This window comes from Wenzhouxiangella sp. AB-CW3 (assembly GCF_014725735.1).
Classification (GTDB): domain Bacteria; phylum Pseudomonadota; class Gammaproteobacteria; order Xanthomonadales; family Wenzhouxiangellaceae; genus Wenzhouxiangella.
The window spans coordinates 2036233-2059817 of record NZ_CP061368.1 but is presented as its reverse complement, the minus strand read 5'-3'; the positions used below and the strand labels follow the sequence as shown (position 1 = coordinate 2059817).

Below are 23585 nucleotides of genomic sequence, written 5' to 3'. Positions count from 1 at the left end.
CGCAGTGATTCAACCCAGCCAGGGAGTGAAACCGGAATGGCCGAAAGTCAGAATGAAACCCCCGCGGTGAAGGAATCCGGCGGGATCATGAAGATCCTGCTGATCAGCATGGTGGTTGGTTTGTTCATGTCGGCGATTGTCGCCGGCACCCTCTTTTTTGTACTCAGTGACGACCTTCTGGGCGACGATGAGAACGGCGATGCCGAAGCCACGGAGGAAGTCCGTCCGAGCGGTCCCCCGATATACCACGAGTTCGATCCCCCCTTTATTGCCAATCTGAAAGATTCGGGCACTGTGCGGTTTCTGCAGGTCACGGTTCAGGTCATGGCCCGTGATCGGAAGATTATTGAGGCCGTGAGTGAGCATGAGCCGGTCATTCGCAACAACCTGCTGATGCTGTTTTCCGACCAGACTCGCGAATCCATACGTGAGCGGGAAGCCCGCGAGGCGCTGCGCGAGGCCGCCCGTGAGGAGATACGCGAGATTCTGCGTGATCAGGATGCCCCTGATGACGTCGAGCAGGTCTACTTCACCAGCTTTGTACTGCAGTAGCCGGAGCAGCCCATGAGCAATCGCAGCGATATTCTTGACCAGGACGAAATCGATGCCTTACTGCACGGGGTCGATTCCGGAGATGTAGATACCGAAGGCGGGGCAGCCGTCGAGGGTGAGGTCCAGAGTTTCGATTTCGCCAGCCAGGACCGGATCGTTCGCGGGCGCATGCCCACGCTGGAAATGATTAACGAACGCTTTGCGCGCTACTTCCGCATCGGTCTGTTCAATATGCTGCGGCGATCGGCCGAGATTTCGGTGGCCGGCGTGGAGATGATGAAGTTCCAGGAGTACATGCGGCAGCTGCATGTGCCCACCAGCCTGAACCTGATGCGAGTGCGGCCGTTGCGTGGCACCAGCCTGCTGGTGCTGGATGCCCGCTTCGTGTTCGCGGTGGTCGATACCTTTTTCGGCGGCGATGGACGATTTCACGTGCGTATCGAGGGGCGCGAGTTCACCCCGGTCGAAACGCGGGTCATCGAGCGCCTGCGCAACCAGATCTTCGTGGATCTCAGCGAGGCATGGAAACCGGCCCTGGACGTGGATTTCGAGTTCAGCAACATGGAGATCAATCCACAGTTCGCCAATATCGTCAGCCCGTCGGAGATCGTGGTCGTGACGCGTTTCAGCGTCGAGCTGGAAGGCATCAGTGGCGAAGTTCACGTCACCATCCCCTATTCCTCTCTGGAGCCAATCCGGGAGACGCTGGATTCGGGCATGGCATCGGACCGGATGGAAAAAGACGAGCGCTGGATGAAGGCGCTGCGCGACGAGATCCGCGGCGCCGATGTCGGCATCAAGGCCGAGTTGTGCCGCAAGAAATTAACTGTGCGTGACCTGGTGCGAATGCGCCCGGGCGATGTTATTCCGGTGGATTTGCCCGAAACCGTACCGGTCATCGTCGAGGGCGTGCCTTGCTTTCGCGGCACGGTCGGTGTTTCCCGCGATCGCTATGCGATCAAGATTCAGGAGCGGGTCGAGCAGGTCCGCGACACCAGTTTCAAGCTTGAGGAGGCCTGAGTGCCATGAACGACAAGAGTAACGACAACAGCAACGACAAGCCCGAACCGTCGGAAGACGCAGCCGAGCAGCAAGACAGTCGCCAGGAAGAGGCGGAGAAGGCCCAGTTCGAACAGATCGAACAGGAGGCCGACCCGGCCGACGGCGATGTCAATCTGGATGTCATTCTGGATGTGCCGGTCACGCTGGCCATGGAAGTGGGGCGAACGCACATCAGTATTCGCAACCTGCTACAGCTCAATCAGGGGTCGGTGGTCGAGCTTGATCGCATGGCTGGCGAACCACTGGATGTCTACGTCAACGGCACCCTGGTTGCGCATGGCGAAGTGGTGGTGGTCAACGAAAAGTTTGGTATCCGCCTGACCGATGTGATCAGCCCGTCCGAACGCATCAAGAACCTGCAATGATCCGCCTGCTGCTCCTGATTCTGACTTTCGCCGCACCGGTTGTCATGGCCGGGGAGAATGGCGCGGTCGATGCAGCCGGACACCTGGGCCGCACCGCGCTGGGACTGCTGCTGGTGCTCGGCCTGGTGTTTGCCCTGGCCTGGGCCGCGCGGCGCAGCGGTCTGGCGGGGCTGAGTACCCGTGGCAACGATGGCCCCATTCGACTATTGGCCCAGCGTTCTCTGGGCGCACGTGAACGCCTGGTGCTGGTCGAGGTGGATGGTCGCAAGATGTTGCTGGGCGTAGTGCCCGGCCGGATCAGTCGGCTTGATGAAGCCGGAATCGACAAGCCGTTTTCCGAGCACCTGTCGGAAGCGCGGGGTGAGCAGTGATGGGCCGCACCATACTGTTGCTTCTGCTGCTGATGCCCTTGCCGCTGCTGGCACAGGATATTGGTGGGCTGGAAGTGGTCACGGTGACACCGGACGGCGAGGGCGGCCAGACCTGGAGCCTGACCATCCAGGTGCTGGTACTGATGACGGCACTGACCCTGTTGCCGTCGATCGTGCTGATGTTTACTTCCTTTACCCGCATCATCGTGGTGCTGGCCATCATGCGCCAGGCCATGGGCACGGCCACCACGCCACCGAACCAGGTGCTGATCGGCCTGGCCCTGTTTCTGACCTTCTTCATCATGGCGCCGGTGCTGCAGGAAATCAACGAACACGCCCTGCAGCCCTACCTGCAGGAAGACATCAGCCTGGAGGAAGCCATAGAGCGCGGGCGAGAACCCATCCACGCCTTCATGCGCTACCAGGTCCGCGAGCGCGACCTGGCCATGTTCGCCTCCCTGGCCGGATACGAGAACGGCTTCGAGGAGCCCGAAGATGTGCCGTTTTCAGTGCTCGTGCCGGCGTTTCTTACCAGTGAGCTGAAAACGGCATTCCAGATCGGTTTCATGATCTACATTCCGTTCGTGATCATCGACCTGGTCGTGGCCAGCACGCTGATGTCCATGGGCATGATGATGCTCTCGCCGATGCTGGTCTCGCTGCCATTCAAGCTGATGCTGTTCGTGCTGGTCGATGGCTGGGGGCTGGTGACCGGCACACTGGCTTCAAGCTTCCTGACGCCGGCATTCTCGTGATGCATGCGAGGAGTGAATTGACATGACGCCCGAAATGGTGATCGATATCGGTCGGCAGGCGCTTTGGGTGGTGGCGCTGCTGCTCTCGCCCATGCTGTTGTCGGCGCTGGCGGTCGGTTTGATGATCGGCATGTTCCAGGCTGCCACCCAGATCAATGAAATGACGCTGTCGTTCATTCCCAAACTGGCGGTACTGATTCTGGCCCTGGTACTGGCCGGGCCCTGGATGCTGGAGCTGATTGTTTCGTTTACTCATGACATGATCTCCAACGCGCCCAATCTGGTTGATCCGAACTAGCCATGTTCGAGGTCACCGAATCCCAACTGCTGGAATGGCTGAGTGGGTTCCTGTGGCCGTTTTTTCGCATTGCCGGCATGCTGATGGTGGCGCCACTGTTTTCGGCGGCATTCATTCCGGTGCGGATTCGCATGCTGCTGGCCTTCACTCTGTCGCTGGCCGTGGTGCCGTTGTTGCCACCGCCCCCGGATGTGCCCCTGTTCTCGATCGAGGGCATGTTGATCGGCGTTCAGCAGGTGCTGGTTGGCTTTGCCGCCGGATTCCTGCTGCAACTGGTGTTCGATGCCGTGGTGGTCGGGATACAGACCGTGGCCATGAGCATGGGCTTGGGTTTTGCTGTCATGGTCGATAGCCAGAGTGGTGTGCAGGTGCCGGTGCTCAGTCAGTTTCACGTCATCATTGCCACCCTGCTGTTTCTGGCCTTCAATGGTCATCTGCTGGTTATTTCCATGCTGATCGACAGTTTTACTCATTTGCCGGTGGGGCCCATCGGCTTGAGTGCCGACAGCTTCTGGATACTGGTCTCCTGGGGCAGCAACATGTTTGCCGGTGCGGTCAACATTGCCCTGCCGGCAGCGACGGCGGTGCTGGTGGTCAACCTCTCGATCGGCGTGATCAGTCGCGCAGCGCCCAGCCTGAACCTGTTCGCCGTCGGCTTTCCCATCACCATGCTGACTGGCTTCGTCATGCTGATGGCAACGCTGCCCATGCTGCAGGGCACGCTGGCTCGATTGATCGAGGAAGCCATGCAGGCCATCCGGATGATGTGGGGGTAAGTCATGGCCGAGAACGACAACAGTCAGGAGAAAACCGAACAGCCAACGCCGAAACGGCTCAAGGATGCGCGCGAGAAAGGCCAGGTTCCCCGCTCCCGGGAATTGACCATGACGCTGGTTATGCTGGTTGGCGCGACCACCCTGTATCTGACCGGCGGACGCTATGCCGAACGGCTCTCGGGTGTGCTAGAGCGGGGTTTCAGTGTCGAGCGTGGCAGGCTGTATGATGATCAGTTCATACTCGAGTACCTGGCCGCGCAGATTGCCGACGGTCTGCTGACGGTGGCGCCGAAGCTGCTGATTCTGGTGATTGTTGCCCTGATGGCGCCGGCGCTGATCGGGGGCTGGAACTTCAGCCAGAAAGCGCTGGTGCCCAAGCCCGAGCGCCTCAATCCGATCAAGGGACTCAAGCGGGTGTTCGGTCCGCGCGGACTGATGGAACTGTTCAAGGCCATGGGCAAGTTCCTGCTGGTGGGTTCGGCCGCCATCCTGGTGGTTTACCTGTCTTCCGACCGGTTTTTGACGCTGGGCAGCATGCCGACGCTGCCGGCCATGGCGACCGCGGTGGGCATTGCCGGTTTTGCCCTGATCAGCCTCAGCGCCACGCTGATCCTGATTGCAGCCATTGATGTGCCCTTTCAGTTGCACACCCATAACAAGCAGTTGCGCATGACCCGCAAGGAAGTGCGCGACGAACAGAAGGAAACTGAAGGTCAGCCCGAGGTCAAGAGCAAGCAGCGCAGCCTGCAACAGGAAATCTCAAGCCGCCGCATGGCCGAAGCCGTGCCAAAGGCCGACGTGGTCGTCACCAACCCGACCCATTTTGCCGTGGCGTTGAAGTACGACTCGGACAACATGGCCGCACCGGTGGTCGTGGCCAAGGGCGCCGATCACATGGCCGCGGCGATTCGCCGCATCGCACAGGAGGCCGGGGTTCCCCTGCTGGAAGCGCCGCCGCTGGCACGCGCGTTGTTCCGCAGCGCCGAAATCGGCCAGTCCATTCCCGCAGAGCTGTACGTGGCGGTCGCGGAGGTCATGGCCTGGGTCTACCAGATTCGGAACCCGGCCCGACGTGGCGAGCGGCTCAAGCCCCCCAACCCCGATGTGGACGAGGCGAACGAGGACTGATTTTATGGTGGCAGGCCAGGGGGGTGGTCCGCATTTTGCAGATTGAGCATTGAAGGTCTTTCTGCGGAGTCTGCCGGAGCATGAACAGCACCAGTTTTCCATTACTGCTGAAGCGCGTCAACGCCATTGGCATCGGTGCGCCGATCCTGGTGTTGATGGTGCTGGCCATGGTGGTGCTGCCGCTGCCGGCACCGGTGCTGGATCTGTTGTTCACTTTCAATATCACCCTGTCGCTGGTGATCATCCTGGCAGTAATCTACGTGCTGCGTCCGCTGGATCTGGGCGTGTTTCCCACCATCCTGCTGGTCGGCACGCTCCTGCGCCTGGCGCTCAATATCGCCTCGACCCGGGTCATTCTGCTCAACGGTCATACCGGCACCGACGCTGCCGGTCGCGTGATCGAGTCTTTTGGCGACTTTGTCGTGGGGGGCAATTACGCCGTCGGCCTGATCGTCTTTGCCATTCTGGTGGTGATCAACTTCGTGGTCGTCACCAAGGGCGCGACGCGGGTTTCGGAGGTCACGGCCCGCTTTACCCTGGATTCGATTCCGGGCAAGCAGATGGCGATCGACGCCGACCTCAACGCCGGCATCATCGATCAGTACGAAGCGCGTGAACGGCGCGAAGAAATCCGTCAGGAAACCGACTTCTACGGCTCCATGGACGGTGCCAGCAAGTTCGTCCGGGGCGATGCCGTGGCCGGCATCATCATCTTGCTGATCAACGTGGTCGGTGGGCTGCTGATCGGCACCATGCAGCATGGCATGGCGTTCGGTTCGGCCGTCGAGACTTACACCTTGCTGACGGTGGGCGATGGCCTGGTGGCACAGATCCCGGCCCTGCTGCTGTCAACGTCGGTGGCCATCATCGTGACCCGGATGTCGCGGTCTCAGGACATGGGCAGCGAAATGATCTCGCAGGTCTTCGGTCAGCCCAAGGTGCTGGCGTTGACGGCCAGCGTTCTCGGCCTGCTGGGGCTGGTGCCGGGCATGCCCAGCATGGCGTTTCTTCTGCTGGCCACCCTGGCTGGCGGCGCGGCCTGGCTGCAGTACAAGCGCCAGATCGAACAGGAGACCGAGGCCGTGCAGGAAAGCGACCGGGCCGAGCAATCCAGCCAGGAGGACAAGCCGAAGGAGCTGGGCTGGGAAGATGTCACCCAGGTTGATCCGGTCGGCCTGGAGGTCGGCTACCGTCTGGTACCACTGGTCGACAGCCGCCAGGGCGGCGAGTTGATGAACCGGATCAAGGGTGTGCGCAAGAAGCTCTCCCAGAGCCTGGGCTTTCTGATTCCTCCGGTGCACATCCGCGACAACCTGGACCTGGCGCCGACCCGCTACCGGATCACGATATTCGGTGTGCCGGTGGCCGAGGCCGAGGTCCACCCGGACCGTGACCTGGCCATCGATCCAGGGGGAACCAGCGGCCGTGTCCAGGGTATCGAGACGCGCGACCCGGCTTTCGGCATGCCGGCAGTCTGGATCGAGCGAGGTAGTCGTGAACATGCCCAGACCATGGGCTACACCGTTGCCGACGCGGCCACCGTGGTCGCCACTCACATGAGCCATTTGCTGAAGAAACATGCCCATGAACTGCTTGGCCACCAGGAAGCCCAGCAGATGCTTGACGTACTGGCCAAGAGTGCGCCGAAACTGGTCGAAGATCTGACGCCCAAGACCCTGCCGCTGTCTGTGGTGGTGAGGGTGTTGCAGCAGCTCCTGGTCGAAGGTGTGCCGGTGCGCAATCTGCGCAGCATCTGCGAGGCTCTGCTTGAGCATGGCACCCGCACCCAGGACCCGGATGCACTGCTGACCGAGGTGCGCATTGCACTGGGACGACAGATCACACAGGAGGCCGGAGGTAACGGACAGCTGCCCGTCATTACTCTGGCGCCCGAGCTGGAACAACTATTGCACGACATGGTGCAAAAGGGCGATGCCGGCATGCTGGAACCGGGCCTGGCCGAAAAGCTGCGCGAGGAATTGCATGCCAGCGCCCGCCAGCAGGAAACACGAGGTGAACCGGCAGTGCTGCTGGTTCCACCCACCATCCGCAACATGCTGGCGCGGTTTGCCCGCCAGGCGGTGTCGGGACTGCACGTACTGTCCCACAGCGAAATCCCGGAGGACCGGGAACTACGGCTGGTCGGATCGGTATCACGCTGAAGCCGGGATGCCGGCAACCGGGAAAATACGAGGTAGACGGCGATGAAGATCAAGCGATATGTGGCATCGGACATGAGGCAGGCCCTCAGGCAGGTGCGAGAGGAGCAGGGGCCCGATGCGGTCATCCTGTCGACCCGGACCCTGCCCGATGGCCTGGAACTCATTGCCGCGGTGGACTATGACGAAACCCTGATCGACTTCGCAAGCGACCGCGGCGAGACGGGCGGATACGCGCAGGGCCAGGCAGCCTCGAGCAGCGATAGTGAATCCGACGTTGACGAGGAGGGTGCGGCCGGCGTATCGCGCACTCGTTCCACTGACACCGCGTCGGATACCGTTGTCCGGCCCATGGCCAAACCCGCCCCGACGCGAACGCGTCGCGTGCCACGATCCACCCCGAAGCCGGCGATACTGGAAGCGAATGGCTATGCCGACGAAGCCGCTTTCGGACACATGAAAGCCGAGATCGCCGCGCTGAGGCAGATGCTGGAGTCACAGCTCTCCAGCCTGGCCTGGAACGATCTGGCGCGCAGCAGCCCGGCGCGGGCGGCTGCGCTGCGCGATCTGGTCCGCATCGGCCTGGCGCCGGATCTGGCCCAGGACCTGGTGTCCAGGGTGGGGCCGGAAGACTCCGATCTGATGCGCATACTGCACGCATCGCTGGGTGAACTGACGCGACGCTTGAAGACCGTGGGCACGGATCCACTCAAAGGTAGCGGCGTGGTTGCCCTGGTCGGGCCCACTGGCGTGGGCAAGACTACCACCATCGCCAAGCTGGCGGCTCGCCATGCCCAGCGTCATGGTCCGGAGAACGTGGCCCTGATCAGTGCCGATGATTATCGTATCGGTGCGCAGGAGCAGTTGTTTACCTACGGGCGCATGCTCAATATTCCGGTGTACGTGGCCACCAGTGCCGAGCAGTTGCACGAACGGGTGCAGCGACTGGAGCACGCCGATCTGGTATTGGTCGACACCGCGGGCATTGGTCAGCGCGACCAGCGCTTCGAGCGGGTACTGGAATCGCTCGACAGCTCGGGACGGCGGATCAATCCCTACCTCGTGCTGGCTGCCAATGCCCAGATTCAGTCGCTGGAAGAGGCGGTGGCAGCATTCCGGCAGTTGCCCCTGGCGGGAGGTATTGTCACCAAGCTCGACGAGGCCGGCAGTCTGGGTGGACTGCTGTCGGTACTGGAACGGCACAAGTTGCCGTTGGCTTATACTGCCGATGGACAGCAGGTGCCGGAGAACCTGCGGCGTGCCAGCACCCGCAACCTGGTTCGCCGGGCCATTGAGCTGATGAAGGAATCGGGCAGGAAACCCATGAATGAAGACTACCTGGCCCAGCAGTTCGGAGAGATTCGTCATGCCCATGCTTGAAGAAGGGGGGCAGGCTGCTGGCCTGCGGAATCTCCGCCGTCAGCGCCCTGTGCAGGTGGTGGCCGTTGCATCCGGAAAGGGCGGAGTCGGCAAGACCAACGTCTCGGTTAACCTGGCAACTGCCCGGGCGCTGAGCGGCAAAAAGGTCTGGTTGCTGGATGCAGATCTTGGCCTGGCCAACATTGATGTGTTGCTGGGGCTGAACCCGCGACAGAACCTTTCCCATGTACTCAGCGGCGAATGTGAGCTCGGGGATATCGTTTTGCCGGGGCCGCCGGGCGTACGCATCATTCCGGCGGCATCGGGCGTGCAGCACATGGCGTCGTTGTCGGCGACCGAGTGTGGGGGGGTGATACACGCCTTTTCCGAGCTGGGCGAGGACCTGGATATGCTGGTGGTCGACACGGCTGCTGGTATCAACACCTCCGTGACCATGTTTGCCCGCGCCGCCCACGAGGTGCTCGTGGTGGTCTGCGACGAGCCTGCTTCCATTACCGATGCCTACGCACTGATCAAGGTGCTTTCACGCGATTACGGGGTACAGCGTGCCCGCGTAGTGGCCAACATGGTCCGCTCCGAGGCCGAGGGGCGGGCGCTGTACAGAAAGATCGCGCGCGTCAGTGACCGCTACCTGGACCTCACGCTGCACTATGCCGGCTGTGTGCCGCACGACGAGTTCCTGCGCCGGGCCCTGCAGCAGCAGGAGCCGGTGATGACCGCATTTCCCTCCAGCCGGGCTGCTTCGGCATTCAAGAAACTGTCCGAACATGCCGATACATGGGATGTGCCGACCGGTGCGCGCGGCCATCTGGAGTTCTTTTTCGAGCGAGCACTTGTCGGTACCGAGTCATCCCGCGGGGTGGCCTCATGAACAGCCCGAGGGAATACCTCGAGGTTCAGAGGCTGGACCAGGATGACCTGGTCGAGCGCTATGCCCACCTGGTGCGGCGCATAGCCTACCACCTGGTCGGCCGGCTGCCGGCCAGTGTGGAGGTCAACGACCTGATGCAGGCCGGGATGATCGGCCTGATCGAGGCGGCAGGAAAATACACCGGTGATCGCGGCGCGAGTTTCGAAACCTATGCCGGTATCCGGATCAGGGGCGCGATGCTCGACGAGTTGCGGCGAACCGACTGGGTTCCGCGTTCGGTACACCGCAAGGTTCGCGACATGGTGGAAACCATTCGTCAACTCGAGGCCCGATTGGGTCGGCGAGTCAGAGACACCGAAATTGCCGAGGAGATGGGCCTGGGTCTCGACGAATACCATCGTATTGCGGCCGAAGCGGCGACCTGTCGCATGTTCAGCATGGACGAGTTGTCGCCGGTCGACAGCGAGGAAAGCCCGCTGCCGGGCGATGAGAAAAGCCCTGAAGAGGGCCTGGAGGCGCAGGATATCGAGAAGGCGCTGGCCCATGCCATCGAGACACTGCCGGACAGAGAGAAGCTGGTCATGAGTTTGTATTACAGCGACGAATTGAATCTGCGCGAGATCGGAGAAGTCATGGGCGTGAGCGAATCGCGCATATGCCAACTGCATGGCCAGTCGCTGGCCAGGTTGCGCGCGGATCTGGCCGATCTGCGCTCGTGAAGCTCGTGCATGGCAGCATGAACGGATAGCAGAACCCATTTTGCAAGGAGACGAACTTGGACAAGAACATGCAGCTACTGGTGGTGGATGATTTTTCGACAATGCGTCGCATCATCCGCAATCAGCTCCGGGAGCTGGGCTTCAGCAATATCAAGGAAGCCGACGATGGTAAATCGGCCCTGCAGGTGCTGAGGTCCACGCCGATCGATTTCGTCGTGACCGACTGGAACATGCCCGGCGTGACGGGCCTGGAACTGCTCAAGACCATGCGCGCCGACGATGACCTCAAGAGTATTCCGGTGTTGATGGTGACCGCCGAGGCCAAGCGCGACCAGATCGTCGCTGCCGCCGAGGCCGGAGTCAATGGCTACGTGGTCAAGCCGTTTACTGCCGAGACCCTCAAGGACAAGCTCGAGAAGGTCTTCGAACGTCTGGAGGCAGGCTCATGAATGACGCAGATTCGGTTCGAATAGCCGAGGCGGGCAAGCCACAGGACTATCTCGAGACCATCGAGACGCTGGCAAGCGCTGCCCGTGCCGGCGACGAGGCCACTTTCTATGCCAACCTCGACGAACTGACGGCATTGCGTGAACGCTCCCTGTTTCAGGATATCGGACGGTTGACCCGGCAGTTGCATGAGGCGCTGACCAACTTTCAGGTCGATCCGCGCGTCGAGGCCCTGGCCAAGGAAGAGTTCCCCGATGCCCGTCACCGACTCGACCAGGTGGTGGCCATGACCGAGGAGTCGGCACACAAGACCATGGACCTGGTCGAGGAGAGCCTGCCCCTGACCGAGTCTCTGGCTGAAAGCTGCGAGTCACTCGATGGTCAGTGGCGTCGATTCAGGCGTCGTGAAATGTCAGCCGCCGAGTTCAATGAACTGATCAGAACCACCCAGGCCTTCTTCGAGCAGACCCGCGCCGATAGCGGCCAGCTTCGCGGCAATCTCTCGGAAGTGCTTCTGGCCCAGAATTTCCAGGACCTGTCCGGGCAGACCATTCGCAAGGTGGTTCGACTGGTGCAGGAGGTGGAAACCACCCTGATCGACATGATCCGGCTGTCCGGCCAGGTTTCCGACAAGGTCAGCGAAGCCGGGCAGGCGGCTGAAGCGTCAGCGCCGAAGCGCAAGAAGAAAGCCGAGGAATTAAAGAACCAGGACGAGGTCGATGACCTGCTGTCCAGTCTCGGCTTCTAGGAGGCAAGCATGAACTACCAGGTCGATGACAGCATACGCGAGGACTATCTCAATGAGGCCGGTGAGATCGTCAATCAGCTTGGTGAACAGCTGGTTCGGCTGGAGCGCCAGCCTGATGACCGTGAGCTGCTGGACAGCATTTTTCGAGCTTTTCACACCATCAAGGGCGGGGCGGGATTTCTCGATATCGCCCCGCTGGTGGACTGCTGTCATTGTGCCGAAGAGGTCTTTGATGCCCTGCGTCGCAAGGAAGGCGAGCTTGATGCCGACATCATGGATGCCATCCTGCACGCGCTGGACGTGGTCACCGCCATGCTCGAGGCCCTGCGGGCCGGAAGTGAACCGCAACCGGCGCCGCCGGCACTGCTCGATCAGTTGCGTGGTTTCGTGCGCCAGACGGGTGGCGCCGGGCCCAAGCAGGCGCCTGCGCAATCCGCCGGCACCGAGGGGGGTGGCGGTGATGTGACCGACGACGAGTTCGAGAACATGCTGGCCGAAGCACTGGAAGGTGATTCGGGCACGGGTGAGTCGAGCGAGCTGGACGTGGCGGGCAAGAACGAGGAATCCGACGAGATCACCGAGGACGAGTTCGAGGCCCTGCTCGACCAGATGCAGGGGCAGGGCGAAGAAGTGAGTGCTACCGAATCAGACGCTCGTGTCGAGGACAAGGCCGCCGCCCCGGAGATGTCTCGGACCGAGAGCGACAGCGAGGACGAGATTACCGAGGCAGAGTTCGAGGCCCTGCTCGATGAGCTGCAGCAGGCTGGCAGTGGGCAGCAGGAAACCCCGGCGCCGGATCCTGTTCAACCGGAACAGAACAACGAGGCGCAAAAGGCCGCGCCCCGGGTTCAGACACCGACGACCGTGGCCGAATCGACCGTCAGGGTCGATGTGTCGCGCCTTGATACGGTCATGAATCTGGTGGGCGAACTGGTGCTGGTGCGCAACCGCCTTACCAACCTCGGAGCGCAGCTGAAGAACGAGGAGTTGCAGAATGCCGTGGGCAACCTCGACCTGGTGACGGCGGATCTGCAGATGGGCGTGATGCAGACCCGCATGCAGCCCATTGGCAAGGTGTTCTCACGTTTTCCGCGTCTGACCCGAGACCTGGCTCGCAATCTGAACAAGGAAATCGAGCTGACCATGCAGGGCGAGGACACTGACCTGGACAAGAACCTGGTCGAGGCACTGGCCGACCCCCTGGTGCACCTGGTCCGCAATGCCATGGATCATGGTATCGAGTCCCCTGGCGAGCGCGAGGCCAAGGGAAAACCGCGAGCCGGCCACGTCGAACTGGCGGCAGCCCAGGAAGGCGATCACATCGTCATTACCATACGCGACGACGGCGCCGGCATCGATGCTGATGCGCTGCGACGCAAGGCAGTGGCCAAGGGGCTGGTGTCGAATGAAGTGGCCGCCAAGCTGGAACGTCACGAGTGTTTCGATCTGATGCTGCTGCCCGGGCTGTCTTCGCGTGACGAGGTGTCGGAAGTCTCCGGTCGTGGCGTGGGCATGGATGTGGTCAAGACCCGTATCGGAGAGCTCAACGGGACCATCGACATTCAGTCGGAGCCGGACCAGGGGACGACCTTTCGGGTGCGTGTGCCGCTTACCCTGGCCATCCTGCCGGCGCTGATGGTGCAGCTTGGACGTCGCCGCTACGCCTTTCCGCTGTCTCACGTGGTCGAGGTATTCTTTCTTGAACCCGATGCCGTGCGCCAGGTCGAGGGTCGTGACGTGGTCATGGTGCGTGACAAGCCATTGCCGCTGGTCTTCCTCGATCGCCTGATGCAGTTGGGCGATGAAGGTCAGGATGACAATAGCGGCTATGTGGTGGTGATCCAGGTGGGCAGCGACGCAGTCGGTTTCGTGACCGACGATGTGCTTGGCCAGGAAGAAGTGGTCATCAAGCCGCTCGGTACCCTGCTGCAGGGTCTGACCGGCTTTGCCGGAGCCACCATCACTGGCGATGGCTATATCGCATTGATCATGGACGTCAACGGGTTGATGAAACGGGTCGGCAGGCTGCGCTAGGAACTGGCGATGGACCTTCTCAGCATCATCGGTTTCATTCTGGCCCTGATCGCCATTTTCGGCGGCACGGTGCTCAAGGGCAGTGGCATTGCCGCACTTTGGTCCGGTGCTGCCTTTGTCATCGTGATCGTGGGCACCGTGGCGGCCACGCTGCTGCAGACGCCCATGGCCGTGATGATGCGGGCCATGAATATCGTGCGCTGGGTGTTCTTCCCACCTGATCTGGGTAGCGAAGCGGTCATCGAGAAGATCATCGAGTGGAGCCAGGTCGCCCGCAAGCAGGGACTCCTTGGGCTGGAGTCCAATGTCGAGATGGAGTCCGATCCATTCATTGCCAAGGCCCTGCAACTGCTGGTCGACGGCAGTGAGCCCGATGCCATACAGAACATCATGGAGGTCGAGATCTCCACCCGCGAGGAACTGGACCTGGCTGCGGCCAAGGTGTTCGAGTCCATGGGCATTTACGCGCCCACCATGGGAATCATCGGCGCGGTCATGGGGCTGATCGCGGTGATGCAGAACCTGGCCGATCCCGAGTACCTCGGCCGAGGCATCGCCGTTGCCTTTGTTGCCACCATCTACGGGATTGCCTCGGCCAACCTGTTTTTCCTGCCGATGGGAGGAAAACTCAAGGGTGTGGTACAGACCCAGAGCAAGGTGCGCGAAATGATTGTCGAGGGCATCGTCTCGATCGCCCAGGGCGAAAACCCGCGCAATATCGAAACCAAGCTTCAGGGTTTCCTGAACTAGGGGCTGGCCATGGCACGCAAGAAGCGACAGGAAGAACATGCCAACCATGAAGCCTGGGCCATTCCCTATGGCGATCTGATCACCCTGCTGCTGGCTTTCTTCGTGGTCATGTACGCGGTCTCTTCGGTCAACGAGGGCAAGTATCGCGTGCTGGCCGAGTCGTTGACTGCGGCCTTCCGTGGTCCGCCACGCAGCGTCGAGCCGATACAGGTGGGTGACCCCAGCCCTCCGGCCATCGACCAGGGGCGTCTTGATATCACGCCGCGCAGCTTGCCGGATCCGCGGGTTCAGACCGAGATGCCCCGGGAACGCATGCCAGGTCGTGAAGCGCTGGAAGATGCGGGATTGATTCCGGACACCGGCGACGACCTGGATGTCCGTGCCCGCGAGCTGGAGGCCGGGCTGCAGATCATGGCCGATGAAGTGCGCGAAGCACTGGGCGAGCTGATCGAGCTTGAGCAGGTTCGGGTGCGCGAAACACCGTTCTGGCTCGAAGTCGAAGTGATGACCGATATTCTGTTTCCTACTGGTGTAGCCGATATTTCCGAAGCGGCCAGGCCGATACTCCGGCAACTGGCCGAGATTCTGGCACCTTTCCCCAATGCCATCCGGGTTGAGGGGCATACTGACGATGTGCCCATCGCCACCCAGCGTTTCCCGTCGAACTGGGAGCTGTCGGCGTCACGAGCCACCAGCGTCGTGCGGCTGTTCCAACGGCACGGCATCGAGCCCAACCGGCTCGCGGCCCTGGGTCTGGGCGAGTATCGGCCCGTGGCCGACAACGAAACGGTTGAAGGGCGCAATCGCAATCGCCGGGTCGTCGTCATCATCCTGGCCAGTGACGCAGTGCCCGAGGAATTCGCCGGCAGGGGCACCGAAGCGGAAGCCGAGTCCGAGGCGGCAGATCACGAGGAGGTAGCACCATGAATACCTGGGCAGTGGCCAATCAGAAAGGTGGAGTGGGCAAGACCACGACCGCGGTTTCGCTGGCCGGATGGCTGATTCTCCGAAAGCAGCGCACTTTGCTTGTCGATCTCGATCCGCATGCCTCGCTGACCAGCTACTTCGGACTGGATCCCGAGAACCTTCCGGGTAGCGTGTACGACCTGTTTGGTGAAGACGGTGCGGCCGATGCGCGCCGGTTGATTCTGGAAACCCAGGAAGAAGGTCTGGATCTACTCCCTGCCGAACCGGCCATGGCCACCCTGGACCGGCAGTTGGGCAGTCGCCAGGGGCAGGGACTTGTCGTGTCGCAGGCACTGCAAGCCGTGGCCGGGAGTTACGACCGGGTGATCCTCGACTGCCCTCCCACCCTGGGCGTTCTGATGGTCAATGCTCTGGCCGCCGCCTCGAAGGTGATCGTCCCGACCCAGACCGAATACCTGGCCCTCAAGGGCCTGAAACGAATGAGTCGTACCCTGGAGATGATCAACCACTCGCGGGGGGAGATGCTGCCGCACCTGGTTGTGCCGACCATATTCGACCGTCGCACTCGTGCATCCATTCGGGTGCTCAGGCAGTTGCGCGAGGACTATGAGGACGTGCTCTGGGAGCAGGTGATTCCGGTGGATACCCAGTTCCGGGAAGCCAGCCGGCAGGGTCGACCGCTACCCTGTCTGGATCGCGGCAGCCGAGGTGCAAAGGCATTCAAGGTGCTGCTGGACGATCTGCTGGCGCTGGAGCAAGAGCGGGCCGACGAACCGGCTGCCGAGGAGGCAAGCGCATGATGAATACACATTCCGGATTGACCGGCGCCAGCCGGGCGCTGCAGGAGTACCTGGAGCAATTGCTCGGGGGCGACCGGCCGGCAAAGCGCAATGGTGTGGAGGCATCTTCTGAACCACTGTTGGCGCCCGCGCCGGAGATGGCGGCTGAGGAGTTGACGTCGGATCTCTACTATCGTTTTGTTGCCGCAGGTCTGACCCTGGCCATTCCGGCCGGAAGAATCAGTTGCGAGATGGCCCTTCCCGAGATCATGACGCCGCCGCTGGCGCCGCACTGGCGGCGCGTGGCCGAAACCGACTCCGGTCCCTTGATCGTGGTCGATACCCGTACCCTGGTGTTGCCACCCGGACAGGCCGATCCCGGTCTGCGCCTGGCCAATGATTCACATCATCTGGTCGTGCTGGACGATGGCGACTGGGCGCTGGTGGCCGAAAGCGAGGGCATTGAGGAAGAGCTTGACCTGGACGATGTCAGCTGGCGCAGCACCGCCGGCAAGCGAATCTGGCTGGCTGGTACTGTCGCCAGTCGGCGCATGGCGCTGCTGGATCTCGACGAGATTCGTCGGCTGGTCAGGTAAACGGACCAAGGAGTATCGGAACAATGAATGCCAAGGCAAAAACTCAAGCTGACGACATGGTTCGGGCCGACTGGGACGAATGGCTGCAGTTTGGTCTGGATGGCCAGCAATATGGCCTGAATGTGCTCCAGGTGCAGGAGATCCTGTGCGGCGCTCGCATCACTCCGGTACCCGGTGCACCCGCGTTCGTGTTGGGGCTGATCAATCTGCGCGGAAGCATCGTCACCGTGGTCGATGCCCGACAGCGTCTCGGACTGGTGCCGCGGCCGGCCCGGGAGACTGACTGGATCATCATTCTCGATGTCCAGGATCAGTCGGTCGGCCTGCTGGTCGACGAGGTATCCGAGGTCATGGTGCTCGATCCGGATCGTATCGAGGCCATGCGCGGCAACGACACCGGAGAAGATTCACGTCACGTCCAGGGGGTGATTCAGACCCCGGCGGGCATGCTGATTCTGCTGGATATCGAGAGCCTGGTGGGGCTCAAGGAACTGCGGTATGAACAGGCAGCTGCAGCCGGTTGACCCACTGGGCCCGACGCACCCGGTACACCCGGTGCGTCGCCCCGATCCGCGCCGGCAACCGCCGGAAGAGCGACGGCGTCGCCGCGATGAAGAGGCAGAGGAAGACAGGAAGTCCGAGCGCCCGCCGCCCCGTGACGATGATGACGACGGGCCACTGATTGACGAGTATGTCTGATATTCAGGCCGGTTGATCAACCGGCGAGCCCCGGTTTTCGGCCTTGTCATCGTTAGCCGACCAGGAGCGGATGGTTGGCACCGTCGGATCGGGGCGGCCGATAAAGAAGCCCTGGGCGTAGTCGACACCGAGGTCGGCCAGCATGGCCAGGGTTTCGGCATTCTCCACGAACTCCGCCACCGTTTTCTTGCCCAGCCTGCGGGCGATGTCGGCCATGGACCGGACCAGGTTCTGGTCAATATGGTCCGTGGTGAGATTGGTGATGAAACTGCCGTCGATCTTGACTGTATCGACCGGAAACTGCTTGAGATGCGCGTAACTGTTGAAACCCGAGCCGAAGTCGTCCAGGGCGAAGCGACAGCCCAGCTCGCGCAACTGCTGCACCATCTCCCGGGTTCGCTCGAGGTTGCCGATGGCCGCGGTCTCGGTAATTTCGAATGTGATGCGGTTGGGATCGCTGCCTGCTTTCTCCAGCCCCTTGCGGATGAAGGGCACCAGGGTGGCATCGTCAAAGGCGCGACCAGAGAGGTTGACGTTGAGGGTAATGCGTTCCTGCGAGCCAGCCAGGACATGCAGGGCCTCGGACACCACCCAGCGGTCGATATCGTGAATCAGGCCGGTCTGTTCAGCCACGGTGATGAACTCCGCCGGCGGCATCAGGGAGCCATCCTCGGCCAGCATGCGCAACAGCACTTCGTACTGGCGAATGCTGTGGTCGTGAATGTCGAGTACGGGCTGAAAGACCAGGCGAAAGCGGCTCTGGCTGAGCGCATCGCGAATCATCGGCACCCAGTGCAGGGCGCGGCGTTCATTGACCAGGGCGCCGTCGCGCTCGTTGTAGACGTGAACCCGGTTGCCCTGGTCGCTCTTGGCGACAAAGCAGGCCTGGTAGGCCCGGGTCAGGGCCTGGGTGGCAGTCATTTCACCGTCGGGAAGCATGGCTATGCCGATGCTGGCGGTCAGCGGATAGACATGCGCGCTGTCGCGGAAGCGTGCCTCGGTGAGCATGCGTCGCAGTCGCTCTCCAACCTCGATGGCGTCGTCCTCGCTGCAGCCATAGAGCAGGACGGCAAACTCGTCCGAACCTGGCCGGGCGACGATATCCTCGTCCCCGGCCTCACCACGTATGGTGCGGGCAATACGATTCAGGAGGCGATCGCCGGCCTGGTAGCCCTCGTAGGTGTTGACGACCTTGAAGCGGCCGATATCGATGTAGAGCAGCGCGGCCGTGCGGTCCTCGCTGGTGCAGACTTCGGCCAGTCGCTGCTCGAGAAAATGTCGGTTGAACAGCCCGGTCAGCTCGTCGTGGCTGGCCCGGTACTTCAGCCGTGCGCTGGCGATGCGCTGCTCGGTACGAATCAGATCGACGCGCCGTGCCAGCACGGATCGGGTTCGACCCAGGCGCTGCAGACGCATGGCTGCCTGCAGGCGCATGTGCAGCTCGGCCATGCCCGGCGGGGTGGTCAGCACGTCGGTGACCAGCTCCGGCTGCACCTTGTCGACGGCATCGCTATCAACCAGTGCCAGCAGGGCGGTGCCGCTGCCACCGGGCAGGGCCCGCAGGTTCTCGGCGAAGGCCGGGAGCGTCAGGTCGGGGGTGTCATCATCGAACAGGCAGATGGGAGGCCGGCCTGCCATGTCCGGGCCGTTGGCTTCGTAGTGGCGCAGCGCGGCCATCGCCTCGGTGAAGTGCTTCAGGCCGGCTACGCCGCTGAACCCCTGCAGGCCCTGCTCGATCTGAACAGCGAGCTCATCGCTTGGCGAAACCAGCAGAACGACCGGGCCGGACAAGGCCGTGCCATCATCGTGCCCTGAAGCTGTTTGCTGCTCAATCAAGACGCCCCTGTGCCTCCTTATGGAATGGTCACCACGGCTGCGGCCGTGCCTGGCAACAGGCGGCCGCAATCATCCTCGTTCCCATTCAGCGGCCGCGAAGGAGGGCAACTTTAGAAGGAGGGTGAAAAAGTTTGCTGTCGGCTAAAGCAATGGCCGGGCAGGCCGCTACAAACGGTACAGGCCATGCGTGTACGACAGCGCGGGCACGGCGTTTGCATGCCATGGCCATAGGCACATCAACAATTGATCCAGGACCAGTTGAGGACGCAACATTGAAGAATCTTTCGGTAAAGATCAAACTTGCGATTCTGGTCGGCAGCATGGCGGTGCTGCTGGTCGTGATCGGCGTGACCGGGTTGAGCGGCATGAACCGTACGGTTGCCGGCCTGGAGACGGTCTATGAGGATCGCACCGTCGTCATCAACCAGTTGACCGAAATTCGTCACTTGCTCAATCAGAATCGCTACGCCCTGGTGTCGTCGGTGGTGACACCCAGTGAAGAGTACGTGCGTCGGCAAGCCAATCGTGTTGAGGGCAACATAAGCCGCATCGACGAGATCTGGTCGGACTACCTGCAGACCTACCTGACACCGGAAGAAGAGATCCTGGCCGGCGAATTTGCCGAAGTGCGTGGTGCATTCGTCGATGCCCTGCGGGAAGTGGTGATCGAGTTGCGCGAGGGTGAGATCGAATATGCCGAAATGATGATCCAGTCTCAGATCCGGCCGCTCTACGAGCCGGTCGGAGAGGCTATTGCCGCCTTGGTGGATCTCCAGGTTCAGGTTGCCGGAGAAGAGTATGGCGCCGCCACGGCCGCATATGCACGGCAGCGAAACCTGACGGTCGGCATTATCCTGATCGGCCTGTTGTTGTCGGGGATATTCAGCATACTGCTTCTGCGTGGCATTACCGGCCCGCTGGACCGGGCCTTGCAGATTGCCCGTGGGCTGGCCGAAGGCGATCTGACTCAGAAGATCGAGGTCGGGTCGCGCGATGAGATCGGTCGGCTGCTTGAAGCCATGCAGGACATGATTGCACGCCTGACCCAGGTGGTTGGTGAGGTCAATGGCGCCTCCAGCGCTCTGGCCTCGGCTTCGGAAGAAGTCTCGTCCACTGCCCAGAGCCTGAGCCAGGGAGCCAGTGAGCAGGCCGCCGGGGTCGAACAGACCACTTCTTCGGTGGAGCAGATGTCGGCCTCGATCGAGCAGAACAACGAAAATGCCCGCATTACCAATGATATGGCCGACAAGGCGGCGCGCGAAGCCGCCGAGGGCGGCGAGGCCGTGGGCAAGACGGTCGATGCGATGAAGTCCATCGCCGAGAAGATCTCGATCATTGACGAGATTGCCTACCAGACCAACCTGCTGGCGCTCAACGCGGCCATCGAGGCGGCGCGTGCCGGCGAGCATGGCAAGGGATTCGCGGTGGTCGCCGCCGAAGTGCGCAAACTGGCCGAGCGCAGCCAGGTGGCGGCTCAGGAGATTGGTGAGGTGGCCCAGGGCAGTGTGGGCCTGGCCGAGCAGGCCGGCGAGCTGCTAGAGCGCATGGTGCCCTCGATCCAGAAAACCTCCGATCTGGTCAAGGAAATAAGCGCAGCCTCCACCGAACAGGCGGCCGGCGCACGCCAGATCAACGACGCCATGGGGCAACTCAACTCCACCACCGAGCAGGCCGCTTCCTCATCCGAGGAACTGGCTTCGACCTCCGAGGAGATGAGTGGTCAGGCAGAACAGTTGCAGCAGCTCATGACTTTCTTCCGAGTCAGCGAAGCCGGGTTCGTCGGCGGTGGCGAGTTGCCGGCTAGTGACTCACGCGGACTTTCTTCGCGTCGTGGCAGGCGGCCCAGCGAGGAACACGGCAATGACCCGGTTGCACCACGAAAGGCAGCGATTCGCAGCGACAGCGACGAGTCCGATTTTGTTCGATTCTAGAGGATCACCATGACGCACAGCAGTTCGAGCGCACAGCCTACCGATCCCACGGCCCGCCAGGCACAGGCCGAGCAGGATCGACAGTTTCTGACCTTTCGACTCGACAACGAGTTGTACGGCTTCGGGATTCTGCATGTGCGCGAGATTCTGGAGTACAGCCGCCCCACGCGCATGCCCATGATGCCGGAGTTTGTCCAGGGGGTGATCAGCCTGCGCGGGGAGGTCGTGCCGGTCATCAATCTGGCACGCCGATTCGGACTGCCCGAATCCGAGGTCACCAAGCGCACTTGTGTCGTGGTCATCGAGATCTCGCGCGGCCAGTTGAAGCAGGACCTGGGGGTCATGGTCGACAGTGTCTCCGAAGTGGTCGAGATTCCGCCGGAACAGATTCGCCGGGCCCCGGAGTTCGGGGCACGCATCGGCCCGGACTTCGTGCGCGGCATGGGCAAGGTCGACGATCAATTCGTGATCCTGCTGGCAGAAGAACGCGTCCTGTCCATGGATGAGCTGGCCCAGGTCAGCGAAGCCACGGAACAGGTCGCCGAAGAACATTCACCTGCGGATCAGGAGGACACCGGATCCGGCCAATGACAGTGCCCCCCGGGGCGGGAGAAAGACCAGGACATGTGGTTTTCCAACCTCAAGATTCGGACCATTTTCATCGTGCTGGGCAGCATCAACCTGGTGCTGGCGCTCCTTGCATTGACTGCGGTGACCAACTATCGCGGTGCAGCCAATGACCTGAGAGAGGCGGAGGTCAACCGCCAGGAATCCATCGCGATGGCCAACGAAATGCGTGAAAGTTCGGTCAACCTGACCCGGTTTGCGCGCGCCTTCGTGGTCACCGGCGAGCCTCGTTTCGAGCAGATTTACAACGACATCATTGCCATTCGTGCCGGAGAGCAGCCACGGCCCGAAGACTATCATCGCATCTACTGGGATTTCGTTGCCGCAGGTGACGTGCCGCGGCCCGACTCGGACCAGCAGGTCGCATTGCTGGATATGTTTCGCGAGGCCGGCTTTACCGAGGAGGAGTTCGCCCAGCTCGACCGCTCGCTGGAGCGATCCAGTGCCCTGGCCCGTACGGAGGCCGAGGCCATGGACCTGGTCCGCAATCAATCGACGCGGAGTATTGGCGAGGATGCCGGGGGCGATCTGGGTCGGGCCCGTGAAATGATGTTCAGCGACGAGTATTTCCGTCAGGCAGCCCGCATCATGGAGCCGCTCGACGAGTTCTATCTGCTGGTCGACCAGCGCACCCAGGGCGCCATTGATACGGCCGAGGCCGCTCAGCAAAGGGCATTTATTGGCGTGCTGGTGGCTTTGCTACTGATGGTGATGATGGTGGCCGGTTCCCTGTTGATGGTCTACTGGCGCCTGGGAGGCTCGCTTAACCGGGCCCGAGAGGCTGCCCAACGGCTGGCCGAAGGTGATCTGACCAGCGAGATAGAAGTCACCAGCAACGATGAAGGTGGCCAGCTGCTGGGTGCCATGCGCGAAATGCAGCAGAAGCTGGGGCAGATCATCGGTGATGTTCGGGCTGGTTCCGATTCGCTGGCGTCGGCGTCGGAGCAGGTGTCGGCAACTGCCCAGACCCTGAGTCAGGGTTCCAGCGAGCAGGCGGCCAGTGTCGAGCAAACCACTTCCGCGGTCGAGCAGATGGCCGCTTCCATCGAGCAGAACAAGGAGAACTCCCGCGTGACCAACGAGATGTCGGCCAAGGCGGCACGGGAGGCCGGTGAAGGCGGCGAGGCCGTCGGCAAGACGGTTGGCGCGATGAAGGAGATTGCCGAGAAGATCTCGATCATCGACGAGATCGCCTACCAGACCAATCTGCTGGCGCTTAATGCGGCCATCGAGGCGGCACGCGCCGGCGAACATGGCAAGGGTTTCGCGGTGGTGGCCGCCGAAGTGCGCAAGCTGGCCGAGCGCAGCCAGGTGGCGGCTCAGGAGATCGGTGAAGTTGCCCAGGGCAGTGTGAGCCTGGCCGAGCAGGCCGGGCAGTTGCTTGAGCAGATGGTGCCGTCGATCCAGAAAACGGCCGACCTGGTCGAGGAAATCTCGGCTGCTTCCGAGGAGCAGGCCTCCGGGGCCAGGCAGATCAACGATTCCATGGAGCAGTTGAATTCGACCACGCAGCAGTCGGCCTCTTCTTCCGAAGAGCTGGCCTCGACCTCCGAGGAGATGAGTAGCCAGGCTCAGCAACTTCAGCAGCTGGTCGCCTATTTTCGTCTGCGCGAAGGGCGGGTCGCTTCGGGTCAGGGCCGAAACAGGCCAGAATCAAGGAGTGGCTTTGAGAACAGTGCGCGGCGCCGGCCGGTTCAGGCAGGAAAGGCTGAGCCCGCCACGGCAGACTTTGTGCGTTTCTGATGGCACGAACATCAGCCGCAGTTGAACAACGA

The 23585-nt window shown here is 61.9% G+C and carries 25 protein-coding genes; 24 read left to right on the top strand and 1 reads right to left on the bottom strand.

Features of this window, described 5'->3' with window-relative positions; translation table 11 throughout:
• Positions 1–36: 36 nt before the first annotated feature.
• From fliL to IC757_RS08935, 21 genes are all read left to right on the top strand, one after another.
• Positions 37–552, top strand: a complete 516-nt coding sequence (gene fliL / locus IC757_RS09035; protein ID WP_190973989.1) for a flagellar basal body-associated protein FliL — start codon at positions 37–39, stop codon at positions 550–552.
• A 12-nt stretch (positions 553–564) separates the two neighbouring features.
• On the top strand, positions 565–1572 hold the full coding sequence (fliM, locus tag IC757_RS09030; RefSeq protein WP_190973988.1) for a flagellar motor switch protein FliM: 1008 nt from the start codon (positions 565–567) through the stop codon (positions 1570–1572).
• 5 nt (positions 1573–1577) lie between these two features.
• Positions 1578–1979, top strand: coding sequence for a flagellar motor switch protein FliN (fliN, locus tag IC757_RS09025; RefSeq protein WP_190973987.1), 402 nt, complete (start codon positions 1578–1580; stop codon positions 1977–1979).
• The gene (gene fliO / locus IC757_RS09020) at positions 1976–2350 is read left to right on the top strand and encodes a flagellar biosynthetic protein FliO (protein WP_190973986.1); all 375 of its coding nucleotides are present in this window, start codon (positions 1976–1978) and stop codon (positions 2348–2350) included. The genes fliN and fliO overlap by 4 nt, the downstream gene beginning before the upstream one ends.
• Positions 2350–3105 carry a flagellar type III secretion system pore protein FliP gene (gene fliP / locus IC757_RS09015; protein ID WP_223846078.1) on the top strand — a complete coding sequence of 252 codons (756 nt, stop codon included), beginning with the start codon at positions 2350–2352 and terminating at the stop codon, positions 3103–3105. The genes fliO and fliP overlap by 1 nt, the downstream gene beginning before the upstream one ends.
• A 22-nt stretch (positions 3106–3127) precedes the next feature.
• A complete protein-coding gene (gene fliQ / locus IC757_RS09010) occupies positions 3128–3403 on the top strand; it encodes a flagellar biosynthesis protein FliQ (RefSeq protein ID WP_190973985.1) in 276 nt (91 codons plus the stop codon).
• 2 nt (positions 3404–3405) lie between these two features.
• Complete coding sequence (gene fliR, locus IC757_RS09005) at positions 3406–4179, top strand: flagellar biosynthetic protein FliR (protein ID WP_190973984.1); 774 nt, start codon at positions 3406–3408, stop codon at positions 4177–4179.
• Between the two features lie 3 nt (positions 4180–4182).
• Positions 4183–5307: a flagellar biosynthesis protein FlhB gene (gene flhB, locus IC757_RS09000; protein WP_190973983.1), complete on the top strand. Its 1125-nt coding sequence runs from the start codon at positions 4183–4185 to the stop codon at positions 5305–5307.
• An 80-nt stretch (positions 5308–5387) separates the two neighbouring features.
• Positions 5388–7469, top strand: coding sequence for a flagellar biosynthesis protein FlhA (gene flhA, locus IC757_RS08995; protein ID WP_190973982.1), 2082 nt, complete (start codon positions 5388–5390; stop codon positions 7467–7469).
• Positions 7470–7511: 42 nt separating this feature from the next.
• Complete coding sequence (gene flhF / locus IC757_RS08990) at positions 7512–8846, top strand: flagellar biosynthesis protein FlhF (RefSeq protein WP_190973981.1); 1335 nt, start codon at positions 7512–7514, stop codon at positions 8844–8846.
• Positions 8839–9717, top strand: coding sequence for a MinD/ParA family protein (locus tag IC757_RS08985; protein WP_223846345.1), 879 nt, complete (start codon positions 8839–8841; stop codon positions 9715–9717). Before flhF ends, IC757_RS08985 begins: the two co-directional genes overlap by 8 nt.
• Positions 9714–10436, top strand: coding sequence for an RNA polymerase sigma factor FliA (locus tag IC757_RS08980; RefSeq protein ID WP_190973979.1), 723 nt, complete (start codon positions 9714–9716; stop codon positions 10434–10436). The genes IC757_RS08985 and IC757_RS08980 overlap by 4 nt, the downstream gene beginning before the upstream one ends.
• 56 nt (positions 10437–10492) lie before the next feature.
• The gene (gene cheY / locus IC757_RS08975) at positions 10493–10885 is read left to right on the top strand and encodes a chemotaxis response regulator CheY (RefSeq protein ID WP_190973978.1); all 393 of its coding nucleotides are present in this window, start codon (positions 10493–10495) and stop codon (positions 10883–10885) included.
• On the top strand, positions 10882–11631 hold the full coding sequence (locus IC757_RS08970) for a protein phosphatase CheZ (protein ID WP_190973977.1): 750 nt from the start codon (positions 10882–10884) through the stop codon (positions 11629–11631). Before cheY ends, IC757_RS08970 begins: the two co-directional genes overlap by 4 nt.
• Before the next feature lie 9 nt (positions 11632–11640).
• Positions 11641–13665 carry a chemotaxis protein CheA gene (locus tag IC757_RS08965; RefSeq protein ID WP_190973976.1) on the top strand — a complete coding sequence of 675 codons (2025 nt, stop codon included), beginning with the start codon at positions 11641–11643 and terminating at the stop codon, positions 13663–13665.
• A gap of 9 nt (positions 13666–13674) precedes the next feature.
• Positions 13675–14415: a flagellar motor protein gene (locus IC757_RS08960; protein ID WP_190973975.1), complete on the top strand. Its 741-nt coding sequence runs from the start codon at positions 13675–13677 to the stop codon at positions 14413–14415.
• A 9-nt stretch (positions 14416–14424) separates the two neighbouring features.
• Positions 14425–15342 carry a flagellar motor protein MotD gene (motD, locus tag IC757_RS08955; protein WP_190973974.1) on the top strand — a complete coding sequence of 306 codons (918 nt, stop codon included), beginning with the start codon at positions 14425–14427 and terminating at the stop codon, positions 15340–15342.
• On the top strand, positions 15339–16142 hold the full coding sequence (locus IC757_RS08950) for a ParA family protein (protein WP_190973973.1): 804 nt from the start codon (positions 15339–15341) through the stop codon (positions 16140–16142). Before motD ends, IC757_RS08950 begins: the two co-directional genes overlap by 4 nt.
• On the top strand, positions 16139–16717 hold the full coding sequence (locus tag IC757_RS08945) for a hypothetical protein (RefSeq protein ID WP_190973972.1): 579 nt from the start codon (positions 16139–16141) through the stop codon (positions 16715–16717). Before IC757_RS08950 ends, IC757_RS08945 begins: the two co-directional genes overlap by 4 nt.
• Before the next feature lie 23 nt (positions 16718–16740).
• Positions 16741–17241: a chemotaxis protein CheW gene (locus IC757_RS08940; RefSeq protein WP_190973971.1), complete on the top strand. Its 501-nt coding sequence runs from the start codon at positions 16741–16743 to the stop codon at positions 17239–17241.
• Positions 17216–17416 carry a hypothetical protein gene (locus IC757_RS08935; RefSeq protein WP_190973970.1) on the top strand — a complete coding sequence of 67 codons (201 nt, stop codon included), beginning with the start codon at positions 17216–17218 and terminating at the stop codon, positions 17414–17416. Before IC757_RS08940 ends, IC757_RS08935 begins: the two co-directional genes overlap by 26 nt.
• A 3-nt stretch (positions 17417–17419) precedes the next feature.
• On the opposite strand, the gene IC757_RS08930 is transcribed toward IC757_RS08935, so the two are convergent.
• Complete coding sequence (locus IC757_RS08930; RefSeq protein ID WP_190973969.1) at positions 17420–19252, bottom strand: putative bifunctional diguanylate cyclase/phosphodiesterase; 1833 nt, start codon at positions 19250–19252, stop codon at positions 17420–17422.
• A 272-nt stretch (positions 19253–19524) separates the two neighbouring features.
• On the opposite strand from IC757_RS08930, the gene IC757_RS08925 reads away from it, so the two are divergent.
• The 3 genes from IC757_RS08925 to IC757_RS08915 are packed head-to-tail and all read left to right on the top strand — an operon-like array spanning position 19525 to position 23553.
• The gene (locus tag IC757_RS08925) at positions 19525–21183 is read left to right on the top strand and encodes a methyl-accepting chemotaxis protein (RefSeq protein WP_223846077.1); all 1659 of its coding nucleotides are present in this window, start codon (positions 19525–19527) and stop codon (positions 21181–21183) included.
• Between the two features lie 9 nt (positions 21184–21192).
• The gene (locus IC757_RS08920; RefSeq protein ID WP_190973967.1) at positions 21193–21774 is read left to right on the top strand and encodes a chemotaxis protein CheW; all 582 of its coding nucleotides are present in this window, start codon (positions 21193–21195) and stop codon (positions 21772–21774) included.
• Positions 21775–21807: 33 nt separating this feature from the next.
• A complete protein-coding gene (locus IC757_RS08915) occupies positions 21808–23553 on the top strand; it encodes a methyl-accepting chemotaxis protein (RefSeq protein ID WP_223846076.1) in 1746 nt (581 codons plus the stop codon).
• The last annotated feature ends 32 nt before the right edge of the window (positions 23554–23585 follow it).

Bases quoted from the DNA above. Each gene is read 5' to 3' on its own strand.
- fliL (WP_190973989.1), top strand. From the start codon at position 37: ATGGCCGAAAGTCAGAATGAAACCCCCGCGGTGAAGGAATCCGGCGGG.
- fliM (WP_190973988.1), top strand. From the start codon at position 565: ATGAGCAATCGCAGCGATATTCTTGACCAGGACGAAATCGATGCCTTA.
- fliN (WP_190973987.1), top strand. From the start codon at position 1,578: ATGAACGACAAGAGTAACGACAACAGCAACGACAAGCCCGAACCGTCG.
- fliO (WP_190973986.1), top strand. From the start codon at position 1,976: ATGATCCGCCTGCTGCTCCTGATTCTGACTTTCGCCGCACCGGTTGTC.
- fliP (WP_223846078.1), top strand. From the start codon at position 2,350: ATGGGCCGCACCATACTGTTGCTTCTGCTGCTGATGCCCTTGCCGCTG.
- fliQ (WP_190973985.1), top strand. From the start codon at position 3,128: ATGACGCCCGAAATGGTGATCGATATCGGTCGGCAGGCGCTTTGGGTG.
- fliR (WP_190973984.1), top strand. From the start codon at position 3,406: ATGTTCGAGGTCACCGAATCCCAACTGCTGGAATGGCTGAGTGGGTTC.
- flhB (WP_190973983.1), top strand. From the start codon at position 4,183: ATGGCCGAGAACGACAACAGTCAGGAGAAAACCGAACAGCCAACGCCG.
- flhA (WP_190973982.1), top strand. From the start codon at position 5,388: ATGAACAGCACCAGTTTTCCATTACTGCTGAAGCGCGTCAACGCCATT.
- flhF (WP_190973981.1), top strand. From the start codon at position 7,512: ATGAAGATCAAGCGATATGTGGCATCGGACATGAGGCAGGCCCTCAGG.
- IC757_RS08985 (WP_223846345.1), top strand. From the start codon at position 8,839: ATGCTTGAAGAAGGGGGGCAGGCTGCTGGCCTGCGGAATCTCCGCCGT.
- IC757_RS08980 (WP_190973979.1), top strand. From the start codon at position 9,714: ATGAACAGCCCGAGGGAATACCTCGAGGTTCAGAGGCTGGACCAGGAT.
- IC757_RS08970 (WP_190973977.1), top strand. From the start codon at position 10,882: ATGAATGACGCAGATTCGGTTCGAATAGCCGAGGCGGGCAAGCCACAG.
- IC757_RS08965 (WP_190973976.1), top strand. From the start codon at position 11,641: ATGAACTACCAGGTCGATGACAGCATACGCGAGGACTATCTCAATGAG.
- IC757_RS08960 (WP_190973975.1), top strand. From the start codon at position 13,675: ATGGACCTTCTCAGCATCATCGGTTTCATTCTGGCCCTGATCGCCATT.
- motD (WP_190973974.1), top strand. From the start codon at position 14,425: ATGGCACGCAAGAAGCGACAGGAAGAACATGCCAACCATGAAGCCTGG.
- IC757_RS08950 (WP_190973973.1), top strand. From the start codon at position 15,339: ATGAATACCTGGGCAGTGGCCAATCAGAAAGGTGGAGTGGGCAAGACC.
- IC757_RS08945 (WP_190973972.1), top strand. From the start codon at position 16,139: ATGATGAATACACATTCCGGATTGACCGGCGCCAGCCGGGCGCTGCAG.
- IC757_RS08940 (WP_190973971.1), top strand. From the start codon at position 16,741: ATGAATGCCAAGGCAAAAACTCAAGCTGACGACATGGTTCGGGCCGAC.
- IC757_RS08935 (WP_190973970.1), top strand. From the start codon at position 17,216: ATGAACAGGCAGCTGCAGCCGGTTGACCCACTGGGCCCGACGCACCCG.
- IC757_RS08920 (WP_190973967.1), top strand. From the start codon at position 21,193: ATGACGCACAGCAGTTCGAGCGCACAGCCTACCGATCCCACGGCCCGC.
- IC757_RS08915 (WP_223846076.1), top strand. From the start codon at position 21,808: ATGTGGTTTTCCAACCTCAAGATTCGGACCATTTTCATCGTGCTGGGC.